The 13163-nt window shown below is 66.9% G+C and carries 12 protein-coding genes and 1 tRNA gene; 8 read left to right on the forward strand and 5 right to left on the reverse strand.

Annotation, left to right across the window (positions count from 1 at the left end):
• The first annotated feature begins 516 nt into the window (after positions 1–516).
• Positions 517–3273, forward strand: a complete 2757-nt coding sequence (locus WDM91_12315) for an ATP-dependent DNA helicase (GenBank protein ID MEI9995373.1) — start codon at positions 517–519, stop codon at positions 3271–3273.
• A gap of 18 nt (positions 3274–3291) precedes the next feature.
• On the opposite strand, the gene WDM91_12320 is transcribed toward WDM91_12315, so the two are convergent.
• On the reverse strand, positions 3292–3864 hold the full coding sequence (locus tag WDM91_12320; GenBank protein MEI9995374.1) for a cytochrome P460 family protein: 573 nt from the start codon (positions 3862–3864) through the stop codon (positions 3292–3294).
• A gap of 240 nt (positions 3865–4104) precedes the next feature.
• Between WDM91_12320 and WDM91_12325 the strand changes: the two genes are divergently transcribed.
• The 3 genes from WDM91_12325 to WDM91_12335 all read left to right on the forward strand — a co-directional run bounded on the left by WDM91_12325 (position 4105) and on the right by WDM91_12335 (position 6922).
• Entirely contained in the window at positions 4105–5247 is a 1143-nt protein-coding gene (locus tag WDM91_12325) for a 2'-deoxycytidine 5'-triphosphate deaminase (protein ID MEI9995375.1), read from the forward strand.
• Positions 5248–5951: 704 nt separating this feature from the next.
• Positions 5952–6395, forward strand: a complete 444-nt coding sequence (locus WDM91_12330; protein MEI9995376.1) for a hypothetical protein — start codon at positions 5952–5954, stop codon at positions 6393–6395.
• 5 nt (positions 6396–6400) lie between these two features.
• Positions 6401–6922, forward strand: coding sequence for a GNAT family N-acetyltransferase (locus WDM91_12335; GenBank protein MEI9995377.1), 522 nt, complete (start codon positions 6401–6403; stop codon positions 6920–6922).
• Between the two features lie 39 nt (positions 6923–6961).
• On the opposite strand, the gene WDM91_12340 is transcribed toward WDM91_12335, so the two are convergent.
• The 4 genes from WDM91_12340 to WDM91_12355 form a co-directional block, all read right to left on the reverse strand.
• Positions 6962–7339 carry a hypothetical protein gene (locus WDM91_12340; GenBank protein ID MEI9995378.1) on the reverse strand — a complete coding sequence of 126 codons (378 nt, stop codon included), beginning with the start codon at positions 7337–7339 and terminating at the stop codon, positions 6962–6964.
• A gap of 181 nt (positions 7340–7520) precedes the next feature.
• Positions 7521–7964 (reverse strand): DUF1036 domain-containing protein, encoded by a 444-nt coding sequence (locus WDM91_12345; protein MEI9995379.1) that lies wholly within the window; start codon positions 7962–7964, stop codon positions 7521–7523.
• A gap of 199 nt (positions 7965–8163) precedes the next feature.
• Complete coding sequence (locus tag WDM91_12350) at positions 8164–9096, reverse strand: transglycosylase SLT domain-containing protein (protein MEI9995380.1); 933 nt, start codon at positions 9094–9096, stop codon at positions 8164–8166.
• 83 nt (positions 9097–9179) lie between these two features.
• A complete protein-coding gene (locus WDM91_12355) occupies positions 9180–9338 on the reverse strand; it encodes a hypothetical protein (protein ID MEI9995381.1) in 159 nt (52 codons plus the stop codon).
• A gap of 1143 nt (positions 9339–10481) precedes the next feature.
• Here WDM91_12355 and WDM91_12360 point away from each other — a divergent pair.
• From WDM91_12360 to rfbC, 4 genes are all read left to right on the forward strand, one after another.
• A tRNA-Gly gene (locus WDM91_12360) sits at positions 10482–10555 on the forward strand.
• Positions 10556–10921: 366 nt separating this feature from the next.
• Positions 10922–11173, forward strand: coding sequence for a hypothetical protein (locus WDM91_12365; GenBank protein MEI9995382.1), 252 nt, complete (start codon positions 10922–10924; stop codon positions 11171–11173).
• A gap of 355 nt (positions 11174–11528) precedes the next feature.
• Complete coding sequence (gene rfbB, locus WDM91_12370; GenBank protein MEI9995383.1) at positions 11529–12605, forward strand: dTDP-glucose 4,6-dehydratase; 1077 nt, start codon at positions 11529–11531, stop codon at positions 12603–12605.
• Positions 12602–13162 (forward strand): dTDP-4-dehydrorhamnose 3,5-epimerase, encoded by a 561-nt coding sequence (rfbC, locus tag WDM91_12375; protein MEI9995384.1) that lies wholly within the window; start codon positions 12602–12604, stop codon positions 13160–13162. The genes rfbB and rfbC overlap by 4 nt, the downstream gene beginning before the upstream one ends.
• The last annotated feature ends 1 nt before the right edge of the window (position 13163 follow it).

Genomic DNA, 13163 nt, shown 5'->3' on the forward strand with positions numbered 1-13163 from the left:
TTCGGCCGTTCGGGCGGCCTGCGCTCCGCGCGCGTGACGATCCAAGACGTGACGGCGGCAGCGATCAGCAAGGGCGGGCTGACGACATAGACCATGATTTCCAATGGCGTCACGGCTGTTCTCCGTAAGGCGTAAGGTATATCGAGAAGGCTTGCAGGGCCAGACCGAAGACAGCCCCCACACCCTGTATCGCGGTGAACCTCGGAAGACCGGACAGGAGCGGCTGTATGACCGCAAAGCCCAGCACGGCATAGCCGTGCGTCGTCAGAATTGACGCGAAAAGCTTGACGCGTGCCCGCCGCGCCGCGCCGCAGTCCGTGTGATCGCCATGCCTGCACAATGCCTGCACAATGATAAAGCTGTTGCTTCGAACCGTGAACGTCAGGCAGGCGCTCCGCCACCTTTAAGTTGCAAAGGACTCTTGAGGGATGGGCGGTTTGTAATTGATTTTCGAGGCACTTAAGCCCCTTCACAGTTTTTCGGCGACGAAATGCGATTGCAGATAAACTGCAGCGCATGTCCTCCGCTCCGATTCCCGCGCGCTCCTGGCGCCATCTGCCTGCGCTGGTTCCGGCGCCGGGCGGCGCCGTGGTGTGCGACGGCGATGGGGCGTGCAGGCGCGTCGCGCTCGACGAGGCGCGGCGGCTGTTCCGCGCGGGAAATGTGTTCGTCGCCCATACCGCGTTCGTCTCGGGCCGGCTGAAGACGCCGCCGGCCGCGGCGCTGTTCGATCTGCTCGAACTGTTCGCGTTCGTGAAGCCGGGCAGTCCGTGCATTCCCAGCGCGCTCGGACTGGCAAGGGCCCTGGGGCTCGGGCTGCCCCATTCTCCCGAAGAGCACGCGGCGACGCTGCGCGAGGCGGCGGTCTCGCTGATCGACCTGCTGCAGCATGCGCCGGAAGCGGCGCGCGCGCCGATGCGGGCGCTGGCGGGCACGTTGCAGCGCGCCGGCTGGCGCTGGGCGGAGCCGATCCTCGACGTGCTGGGCCGCAGCGACGACAAGGCCTCGCCGATCTCGGGCATGGAGACCTGGCGCGGCTTGCCGGAATGGGAGGACAGCCAGGTGCCGGACAAACCAGGCTCGCTGCCGGTGTCGGCGGAGGAGGCGCGGGCGCGGCTGCATCAGCTCGTCCATCGCATGGGCGAAATGCGGCCCGAACAGGCCGAATACAGCGACGCCGCGTCCTATGCGTTCAGCGCGCGCGAGACGGCGGGCGCGCCGCGGGTCGCGCTGGTGGAGGCCGGCACCGGCGTCGGCAAGACGCTCGGCTATCTGGCGCCCGCCAGCCTGTGGGCGGAGAAGAACGGCCCGGGACTCTGGATCTCGACCTATACCCGCAACCTGCAGCGCCAGATCGTGCAGGAGATCGGCCATCTCTATCCCGATCCGGCGGAACGCGCCGAGAAGGCGGTGGTGCGCAAGGGGCGCGAGAACTACCTCTGCCTGCTGAATTTCGAGGAAGCGGCGAAACGCCAGGCGCTGGCCCCCGGGCAGCGCACCGTGGCGGTCGGATTGATCTCGCGCTGGGTCGGGGTGACGCCGGACGGCGACGTCTCGGGCTTCGGCTTTCCCGCCTTCCTCGGAAGCTCGATGCCGCTGGGCGAGATCACCGACCGGCGCGGCGAATGCGTCTATGCCGCCTGCCCGCATTACCGCACCTGCTTCATCGAGCGCGCGATAAGGCGGGCGCGGCATGCCCCCATCGTGGTGGCGAACCATGCGCTGGTGATCGCGCAGGCCTCGCAGGACTGGCTCGGCGTCGACGAGACGACGGACGCGCCGCCGGAGCGCCGCGTGCGCTATGTCTTCGACGAAGGCCACCACCTGTTCGACGCGGCGGACAGCGGCTTCGCGCCGCTGGTCTCCGGCGCCGAGATGCAGGACCTGCGGCGCTGGATCCGCGGCCCGGAAGGCCGGGCGCGTTCGCGGATGCGGGGCTTGCAGGAGCGCCTGCGCGATCTCACCCAGGACGACCGCGAGGCGGAAGACGCGCTGGGCGCCTGCATCAACGCGTCGGGCGTGCTGAGCGCCGAGGGCTGGATGTCGCGGCTGCATGGCGGCGGGGCGCGCGGGCCGGCGGAGGTCTTCCTCGCAGCCGCCTATCAGCATGTGCGCGCCCGCAGCGCGGATGCCGACAGCTTCTATACGCTGGAGGCCGATACGCAGCCGCTGGGCGATGACCTGCTGGCGGCGGCGCGGGAGCTGTCGCGCGGGCTCAAGCGTCTGGCGGCACCGCTGATCCGGCTGGCCGCGCTGCTGCGCAAGCAGATGGACGCCAAGAGCGAGGAGCTGGAAAGCTTCTCCCGGGCGCGGATCGAGGCGGCGGCGCGGGGCCTGGTGTGGCGCGGCAAATATGTCGTGCCGAACTGGATCGCGATGCTCGACGCGCTGGAGGGCACGCGCGAGGAGGAGTTCGTCGACTGGTTCGAGATCGCGCGCGAGGATGGGCGCGACGTCGATGTCGGGCTCGAGCGGCACTGGGTCGATCCCACGATCCCGCTGGCGCGCGCCGTGCTGGGGCCGGCGCATGGCGCGCTGATCACCTCCGCCACGCTGCGCGACAGCGGCGAAGGCGTCGACGACTGGCAGAGCGCGGAGGTCCGCACCGGCGCGGGCCATCTGCCCGAGCCGGCACGGCGCGCGAGCTTCGGCTCGCCGTTCAAATATGCCGACCAGGCGCGCATCTTCATCGTGAAGGATGTGAACCGGCGCGACATGGACCAGGTGGCGGCGGCGTTCCGCGAGCTGTTCCTGGCAAGCGGCGGCGGCGGGTTGGGCCTGTTCACCGCGGTGCGCACCTTGCGCGCGGTGGAGCAGCGGATCGCGGCACCGCTCGCCGATGCGGGCGTCACGCTCTATGCGCAGCATGTCGACAAGCTCGACACCGGCGCGCTGGTCGACCTGTTCCGGGCCGAGGAGAATGCCTGCCTGCTCGGCACCGATGCGTTGCGCGACGGCGTCGACGTGCCGGGGCGCTCGCTGCGCCTCGCGGTGTTCGACAAGGTGCCGTGGCCCAAGCCGACGATCCTGCACAAGGCGCGGCGGGCCCGCTTCGGCAAGGGCTATGACGATCTGCTGACGCGCTTCCGGCTGAAGCAGGCGTTCGGGCGGCTGATCCGCGGCGAAGGCGACAAGGGCTGCTTCGTGATCCTGGAGCCCGCGACGCCGTCGCGGCTGCTCAGCGCCTTCCCGCCCGAGGCGCCCGTCAAGCGCTCAGGCCTCGCCGAGACGATCGCGGACATTCGCGTGTTCCTCGCGCAGGACGCCCGATGAGGCCCGTCCGGCCGCGCCTCAGTCGCCGGGCGGCGGCTTATACGTCCCATGCTCCTTCGCGATCGGGATCAGCGTGGGATAGAACTGCACGAAGGTCGTGTCCACGGCGCCGTTTTTCTCGTGGCACTCCGCGCATAGCGAGGGGTCGGTGACCAACTTTCCCGTCTTGTCGTCGGGGCCGAAAAGATAGAAAGCCCACCCGTACCTGTTCTTGTCGTGCGCGGTGTCCTTCACATGCGCCGTGTAGCCCTGGACGCCGGTCTGCACGAAACCCTTGAGGTTGATCGAGACGTTGGTCTCGCCGGCGCGCCGTTCCATGAAGAGCACGGTCTTGTCCGGCCAGGTCCCGGTGTTCGCGAAATAGCGATAGCCCGACGGCGGCGCGAAGACGTTCTCGAAGAGATGCGCGCTCGTCTTCGGCAGATTCTTCTCGCCCGCATAGGTCATGTCGAGCCCGGCGCTCAGGAACACCCATTCCCGATAGCCGGCCGGAAAGACGAGATTGCCGTTCGCATCGTAATGCGGGGCGTCGGGATCGTCGGCCGGCGCCGAGGGGCCGGCGGCGCCCAAAAGCACGGCCGCACCGGCCAAGCCCAAGACCAGACAAATACCAGCCCGCACCCTCATGGAAGCCCCCGCAATTGAAGTCCGTCTACACTACATGATTACTTCGATTTTGTCCTGTATTATTGTATTCGACAATATTCAGGACACCACGAAAAAATGCGCGGCCCGTGCCGTGCCGGACCGAGCGGAATCGCTGCACAGGCCCATCGGCCGGAACCCGTTTTTCCGCGTGCCCCGCCCGCCGCGCGGCCTTATAAGTCTCGCATGCCCGCCCAGGACGACACCCTTTTCGGCGACGCCGAAGCCGATTCCTATGGCCGCTATTCGACCGGCATCCTGCCCAGCCATGTGCTCAAGCGGCTGATCCGGTCGCGCCACGAACTCATCGCGAGCGAAGACATCGAAGAGGCGCAGATCCAGCCGGCCAGCATCGACCTGCGGCTGGGATCGGTCGCGTGGCGTGTGCGGGCGAGCTTCCTGCCGGGGCCGAACGCCAAGGTGCAGGACAAGCTGCCCTCCGTCTTCATGCACGAGATCGACCTGACCCAGGGCGCGGTGCTGGAGACGGGCTGCGTCTATATCGTGCCGCTGCTGGAAGCCGCCGATTTCTCCGCCCGGGTGTCGGGCACGGCCAACCCCAAGAGCTCGACCGGGCGGATCGACGTCTTCACCCGGCTGATCACCGACTATGCGCCGATGTTCGACCGGGTCGAGCCCGGCTATCGCGGGCCGCTGTTCGCCGAGATCAGCCCGCGGACCTTCCCGGTGCTGGTGCGCAAGGGCTCCAAGCTCAACCAGCTGCGCATCCGGCGCGGCACGCCGCAATTCACCGACACGCAGCTGCGGCGGCTGCACGCCGAAAGCCCCCTGGTGAGCGGCACGGCCGATATCGACAACGGGCTCGGCTTTTCCATCGACCTCAAAGGCGTCGGCGGGCAGCGCATCGGCTGGCGCGCCAAGCGGCACACCGGGGTGATCGACGTCGACAAGCGGGACGCGCTCGACCCGCACGCCTTCTGGGATTCGATCGAGGCGAACGCAGCCGGCACGCTGGTGCTCGATCCCGACGAGTTCTATATCCTGGTCAGCCGCGAGGAGATCGCGATCCCGCCGGACCATGCCGCGGAGATGGTTCCCATCGACCCCCTGGTCGGCGAGTTCCGCGTTCACTATGCCGGCTTCTTCGATCCCGGCTTCGGCTTCGAGCCCGGCCGGCCGCCCTCGGCGCGCGGCGTGCTGGAGGTGCGCTCGCGCGAAGTGCCCTTTATCCTGGAACACGGACAGGTCATCGGCCGACTGATGTTCGAGCGGCTGACCGATCCGCCGCCGGAGATGTACGGCCAAGGCATCGGCTCCAACTATCAGCGCCAGGGCCTGAAGCTGTCCAAGCACTTCAAACTGCCCTGACCAGTCTCGAAGCATTTTAAACTACGCCGGTTTTCCGGGAACTTCCTGACGGCGGGGTCACGAATATTGTTGCTGCAAATCAACACGCGGATTTTATGCGCATGACAGCCATGCAAGGCCGTTGCGTCGTCCGCCCGACCCGTCAATGTACCTATGCCGCGGGTCCGAACGGCTTGGGGGCTAAGCCTCGCGGTTACTAGGGTCCGCATTGAAGGGGGCAGCGTGAGGCGGCTACGGCGCGGAAGTGCCGGCCGCCTCATGATTTTCAGCCCTACCCCAACAGCTTTGCTCCGGACCACGCCTTCGCTTTATTCGATGGGGGCCTGTCGGCCCCGGGGGGGCGCGGAAGTGCCGGCCGCCTCATGATTTTCAGCCCTACCCCAACAGCTTTGCTCCGGACCACGCCTTCGCTTTATTCGATGGGGGCCTGTCGGCCCCGGGGGGGCGCGGAAGTGCCGGCCGCCTCATGATTTTCAGCCCTACCCCAACAGCTTTGCTCCGGACCACGCCTTCGCTTTATTCGATGGGGGCCTGTCGGCCCCGGGGGGGCGCGGAAGTGCCGGCCGCCTCATGATTTTCAGCCCTACCCCAACAGCTTCGCTTCGGACCACGCCTTCGCTTCAATTTGACCGGACCGACCGGTCCCGGGCGCATTCCGGCCTTGTTCCGCGCTACGATCAGGGCCCCAAGCGAAGGTCTTCCGTATGCGAATCGTTTCGGCCGTTGTGGCCGCCGCCCTGCTCTGCGCCGCCGCCTGGGCCGGGACCACGCCGCTCAACCCGAATTGGGGGGTCATTTTCCCCGCCGCCCAAGCCCCTTTGCTGGCGCGGCAGTGCTCGCGCAGCACCCCGTCGGCCGAGGGCGTCTGGCAGCCGGCGGCCGGCGACATCGCGCGGCTCGAACCCGGATTGGCGCGGACGCTGGCGGCCCAGCAGGTCCAGCCCGGCGCCTATTATCGGCAATATGGCGGGCTGGTCGTCGGCGGCCGGCGCATCGTCTATGTGAACGGCGCGCGCAACGCGATCGTGCATGGCGATTGGCGGAGCACGCCGATCTCGATCTGCGACGGCGGCGCGCTCGCGTTCGGAGTCGAGTACGATCCCGCCAGCGGCGCGTTCTCGCATTTCGCCTTCAACGGGCATCTTTGAGTGCGATGAACCTGCAGACCCGGCGGCTGCACCTGCGGCCGATCCAGCTCAACGACGCGGCCGACGTCTTCGCGGCGCGCGGCGACGACGAGGTCATGCGCTACTGGGACTGGCCGGCGCAGACGAGCGTGGACGCGGTGCGAGACGTCATCCGGGCCCATGCGGCGGAGATCGACGGCGGCGCGACGCAATGGTGGGTCGCAGCGCTCACGCCGCGCGGCGCCGCGATCGGCGAATGCGATCTCAGCGACATCGACCTGCACCACCGGCGGGCCGAGGTGGGTTTTCTCTTCCGCCGCTCCGCCTGGGGCCAAGGCTATGCCCGCGAGGCGATGACGCGGGTGATCCGCCATGCTTTCGCGGATCTCGAACTGGAGCGGCTATGGGCGCGGGTCCACGCGGGGAACGAGCCGTCGCGCCGCCTGCTCGAGGCGCTCGGCTTCGGCTATGAGGGGATGCTGCACCGGCACGTCCTGCGCGACGGCGTGCGGCGCGACTGCGTGCTGTACGGGCTCGACCGGACATAGAGGCGGCGCCCTCTCCCGGAGGACAGGGCGCCGATCCAACTACTCGTCGCCGCCATCGTCATGGCGGTCGGCCGGACCGTGATCATTGCGGCCGGGCGCGCCGTTGTCGCGGTCATAGCCGCTGTCGCGGCCGCGATCATAAGTACGGGCGCCGTCGCCGCGGTCGCCGTCCCGGTCATAGGCGCCGTCGGGACCGCGGCCGCGATCGTAATAGTCGCGATCGCGGTCGTAGCGGTCGTGATGCGCGCTCTCTGCCGCGAGGATGCCCAGCGCGAGGAAGCCCAGGCCGAAGCCGAGCGCGACGTCGCCGCGGCCGCCATGATGATAGTGGCCGTGATAGCCGCCCCAGCCGCGCGCCTCGGCGGCGGTGGTGCCGAGAAGCGAAAGCGCCAGTACGGCGCAGATGATGCGTTTCATGATGCTCATGCCCTTCGATAATGCGGGGTCTTTCCGCAGCGGCGCGTCATTGCGCCTTTCTGAGGATCACCATGACGATCGCTGCATGAACCCAAGCTGAACCGAATGCGAGGGCGCCGAAAAAGCAAAAGGCGCGTCCGGTGGCCGGACGCGCCTTGCGCTTCAGACGGACGGCATCCGGTCAGGGATTGAGGTTCCAGACATAGACGGCGCGGCCGTCGGAATGGAAGGTCGTGAAGTCGGCGGGCTCACCCTCCGGACAGGTCGTGTCTTCCGAGCGCGTGAAGAAGTCGTACGGACCGGGATATTCGACGCATTGCTTGATGTCGCTGCCCCAATATTGCTCGGAATCGCCCTTCACCTCGGCGCGCGCGTAAAAGGTGCGGTTGCCGGTCTTGAAGATGTCTTCGCAAGCGCCGGCGCTGACGCGCGTCCAGCCCTTGTTGCGCCAGTCGGACGCGCCGACCGGAATGAAGCTGCCGGCCACCAGAACGGTATCGCTCGTGTGATTGCAGGCACGGAGCGTGACGACGCTGGCAGCACTGGCAGGGCTTGAGAGCCCGACCAGGCCGAGACCTGCCAGACCCAGAATCGCTGCAAGGCCGAATTTTGATCGTGATGACATTGGGTACCCCCTCGAATGGCACGGCCAGGAACATATCCCAGGCAGCGGCGAAAGTTGAGACAACAACAACGACAAACCCAGGCTAGGCCGGATTCTAGGCGGTATTTTGGCAGATTAACGGTTTGTCATGGAAGACCTGTCGCAAAATATCGTGCACGGGAACTTCGACATGCCGGCCCTCTCGCGCCGCAGCCACGCATCAGATCAGCCCGCCATGGCCGCGAACGATGGCCGTGGCGGCGCGCGCATCCTCGCGGACGCCCTGGCGCAGGCGGCCGACCGCGATGACGGACTGGACGCCGGGGGCATATTCGCCGGGCAGCGCGGCGCGAATCGAGACCACGGCACCGGCATCGATCAGTACGGCGGTCCCGTCGGGCCGGGTGAGCCGCGCCAGGGCCGCCTTGCCGCCCGCGCGGTGGCGCACGCCGGTGGACAGGATCGAAGCGATGTCGCGGACGTAATTGGCGGTCTCCTCCGGCACGGGCTGGCTGAGCGCACGGTGCGCCTCGAGCATGCCGGGACCGTCATTGTAAGCGGCGAACATGGTCGGATAGCCATACTGACCGTAAAGCAGATGCAGATAGGCGGTACCCGCCATGATGTTGTCGTGCGGGTCGAACGGATCGGCGCCGAGGCGGTTGGCGATCCGCATCTCGCGATAGGTCTCCGGCATGAGCTGCATCAGGCCCATGGCGCCGGCGATGGAGACGATGGGCCGGTTCTCCGCCAGCATGGTGCGGCCGCCGCTTTCGAGGACGATGACGGCCCGGATCCATTGCGGCGAGATCTTGTAGCGGCGCGCGGCTTCCTGGATCAGCGGAGTCCAGCGGTCGAGCAATTCGCGATAGCCCATCGCCTGCTCGAGCGCGAAGGCGGAGGGCGCCGCGGGCTTGGCCTGCGGCTTGGGGATCGGTTTCGTGGCCGGCGGATGGCGCAACGCGAGATGTCCGGGCGGAGCGTGGCGGACGGCGTGCGGTCCGGCGCCATGCAGTGGCAGGCGCGGCAGGACCGCGAGCGAAAGCACTCCGGCAGCGAGCAGGGCGGTCAGCGTGGCAGACAGGACCACGGCAACCGGCAGGGCCGTGGCATGCCGCAGCAGGTCTCGCAGGCTCCAGGCGCCGAATGACATGCGCGCTCGATCCGAAATTGCCGCGAAACGCCCCGCGCCAAACGTAGTAACGCAGCGGGGGCCGATCAAGCGGCCCGGGCGGGTCAGCCGGCGCGCCGGAACAGGCGGGGAAGCAGGATGCCGACAAGAAAGCCCAACACGGCCGCGATGAGCGCGAATTTCAGCACCAAGCCGAAAATCTTCAGGACCACGAACAGGATGACGGCCAAGACCAGCCCAGCCAAAATCTCCACGAGTTGCATGGCGCTCCCTTCCCGCGGGCCGCGAGTGCCCGCATCTCCAGGCTATAACGCCGGAGGGCTCCGAACGGTCGCATCGAGGCCGCGCCGATGCAGAGCGCGCCCGGTCCGGCGAGAGCGCCGATAGGTTTCGGCAAGCTCGGACAACAGGAGACGTCGCGTTTCAGGATCGAGAAGCTGAGCAGTTTTCCGGGACGGCCCACGACGTCGCTCGCATGTCTCGCGAACAGACGGATCGGAAACAGATACGTCTTTTGGAGCCGATCGCGAACCGCGGCCAGCGAATCCCGTCCGGAGGAGCCGATCTCCGGTGGAAGCCCGATATGAAAAAGACCGGAGACCATTTCGAGCGTGTGCTGCAGGATCTCGAACTTCCTTCAGCTCGAAACCTTTCGCTTGGCCGATTCCAATCGATCGGCTCTCCGGCACGCTGCATCAACATGGCCAGTTCGAGCATTTGGCCGAGAGCAGGCGTCCGCCAGAAATAATTCCTGTCCTGGATCTGGGTATGCGCGAGCGCGTGGACGAAGCGGTCGGTCGGACTGGGAATTTTGACCGTGAAACCCGCGCCGCCCACGCTTCGGGCATCGCGAAATGCGTTCGCCGCAGGAAGCAGAGATTGCGCGTTGCCGGTGAGCATCTGCCGATGCGGTTCGCTCCGCGGTCCGAAGGCGCTCCATGCCGTCGATGCCGGGCGTCAGCGCCGAACCGCCGCGGACCGACACGACCGTCGCCTTGCCGGACCCGGTGCAGCGATAGGGATGCAGAATTCGCGCGATGTAACGCCACACAACGGGGTCGGAGACTTCCATCTGAAACCGGTGCCCGCGAACCAAAAAACAGGCCGACCACAATGCCGCGCCGGCCGGATCGAACCTGTCCGACGGCGGGGCGGCTTCGACATCGGGTGCGCCGACGGATGCGAGCAGGCCCATGGAATGCCAGTGCGCGAGAATCGCGCCGATGTCGGCCGATGCCCGATCCGGGCGCGATGCCATAGACGCCGCACAATGTGCCGGGCGGCAACGCCTTTCCATGCGCGCCAATGCAAGGGGATCGACTCTGCGGTGTCCACCCGGCGAGTCGGCGAAACGCGGCGCATTCCTGCTTCGAACCGCCTCGAAACTGTGCTATCCGTCGCGGTTCGCGGGCGTAGTTCAATGGTAGAACGGAAGCTTCCCAAGCTTCATACGAGGGTTCGATTCCCTTCGCCCGCTCCAATTTCTTTCAATAGCTTAGTCTCGATTTTCCATGCGAGTTGGGGCCGCCGGCGGCACGTCCCAGATGCCCGCCGGCGTCCGGCGCCGGAACTGCCGATAGATCGAACCCACTTGCCGAAGTGATCAAGCAGGCTGCGCCAAGGCGAGCCCGTGCGCGATCCAGAACACCCATCCGGCACCGGCCGACGATCGAGGAGGTCGACCGCGCCGCGGACGCCCAATCACGAACGGCGCGATGGCTCTCGGGGAAACTCCCGACATGACGGCTTGCTGCGCTGCAGCAAGCCGCGGTTACCCGTTTATGCACCGTTAACGTTTTGCTGGGAACCTGGGAACCTTCGAAGTCCTCCGGTCGAGAATCAACCGATGGCGCAGAATGCGAACGTCCTGTCCCAATCCTCCTTTCCGCCCGCCGTGGCCTATGGCGGCCTCGCGGCGTCCAGCCTGCGCGGCGGCGACGCCGGACCCACACACCGGCTGTCGGAACTGATCCCGGCTCTGGATGTCGATGCGCTGTCGCCGCCCCAATGGGACATCCGGACATCGCTGCGCTTCGTCGTCGTCAGCTGCGGCCTGTTCTGGATCGCCTGCATCGCCGCGTTCTGGATGTTGTATTAGGGTCCGGATTCGATTGGCGTCAACCTAGGCAACAACGTGTCATGGGCCGCCAATGCGGACCATCCAGTTGGGTTCTGCAGGCTGCAATTCGTTTTACAAAATCAGACTGACTGTTGTTGGATTTCGCAGGGTTCACCCGGGTGGCCCGCATTCGCGGGTCATGACACCTATTTTTGTTGCGTACGGACCCTAGCGCATCCCTCGGGTGCCGGCATCGCGACGTGCATGTCAGCTCCGTGACGGGTTTTTGAGCAGAAACGCCCCGGTTGTGCGGGATTCGTTTCTATCCGATCATCGTCCGGCGTTCCCGCAGTCGAAGGACGGCGGGGCAATCGGCGATGCGTGAAGGGACAGTATGCGCCTCTTGATCACCGGCGGAGCGGGCTTCATCGGCTCGGCAGTGGTGCGCCATTGCCTGCGCGATACCGAACATCACGTGGTCAATCTCGACAAGCTGACCTATGCCGCCAATCTCGACAGCCTCAAGGAGGTCCTTCCCAGTCCGCGCTATGCCTTCGAGCAGGTGGACATCTGCGATGCGGAGGGCGTGCGGCGGGTGTTCGAGACGCACGATCCCGACGCGGTGATGCACCTCGCGGCGGAATCGCATGTCGACCGCTCGATCGACGGGCCGAAGGCCTTCGTCGAGACCAATGTGAACGGGACCTTCGTCCTGCTGGAAGCGGCGCGGCGGCATTTCGAGAGCCTGTCCGGCGCGCGCAAGGCGCGCTTCCGCTTCCACCACGTCTCGACCGACGAGGTCTTCGGCTCGCTCGGCGAGGACGGCTTCTTCTGCGAGACCACGCCCTACGCGCCGAGCTCGCCCTATTCGGCGAGCAAGGCCGCCTCCGACATGCTGGTGCGCGCCTGGCACCACACCTATGGCCTGCCGGTGGTCGTCAGCAATTGCTCGAACAATTACGGGCCTTACCAGTTTCCGGAGAAGCTCATCCCGGTCGTGATCCTCGCGGCGGTCGAGGGCCGGGACATCCCCGTCTACGGCGCCGGCGCCAATATCCGCGACTGGCTGTTCGTCGAGGACCATGCCCGCGCGCTCCTGGCCGTCCTCGAGCGGGGCCGGATCGGCGAGAGCTACAATGTCGGCGGCCGCAACGAGGCGCGCAACATCGACCTGGTGCGCCTGCTGTGCCGCACGCTCGACGACCTCGTGCCGCTCAGGCGCAACGGGCCGCATGAAGAGCTGATCACCTATGTCTCCGACCGGCCGGGCCACGACCTGCGCTATGCGATCGACGCCAGCAAGATCGAGCGCGAGCTGGACTGGCGCCCGAGCATGACGCTGGACGAAGGGATCCGGCGCACCGTCGCGTGGTATCTCGAGAATGGCTGGTGGTGCGAGGCGATCCGGGCGCGCGGCTTCGACGCGGGACGCATCGGATTGGGTGCGAAGACCGCGAGCGGCCGGCCATGACGCTCGATATCCGCAGCTTCGCCATCGACGGACCTCTGGTCGTCGCGCCGAAGCGGTTCGGCGATGCGCGGGGGTTTTTCTCCGAGACCTACAATGCACGCGCCCTGGCCGAGGCCGGCATCGACCTGGCGTTCGTGCAGGACAATCATTCGTCCTCCGCCGAACGCGGCACGGTACGCGGGCTGCACTTCCAAGCGCCGCCGCAGGCACAAGCCAAGCTCGTGCGCGTGCCGCGCGGGCGCATTCTGGACGTGTTCGTGGACATAAGGCGCGGCTCGCCGACCTATGGCCGGCACGGCAGCGTCGAGCTGAGCGCGGAGAACTGGCTGCAGATCCTCATTCCCATCGGCTTCGCCCACGGCTTCTGCACGTTGGAGCCCGGCACTGAGGTGATCTACAAGACGACGGATTACTGGGCGCCGGAGGCCGAAGGCGGCATCCGCTGGAACGATCCGGCGCTGAAGATCGCCTGGCCCGATTTCGCCGGCGGCACCCTGTCGGACCGGGACCGGATGCTGCCGCTCTTCGCCGATCTCGCCTCGCCCTTCTCGCGCTGAT

It is taken from the genome of Rhizomicrobium sp. (assembly GCA_037200385.1).
Classification (GTDB): Bacteria; Pseudomonadota; Alphaproteobacteria; order Micropepsales; family Micropepsaceae; genus Rhizomicrobium.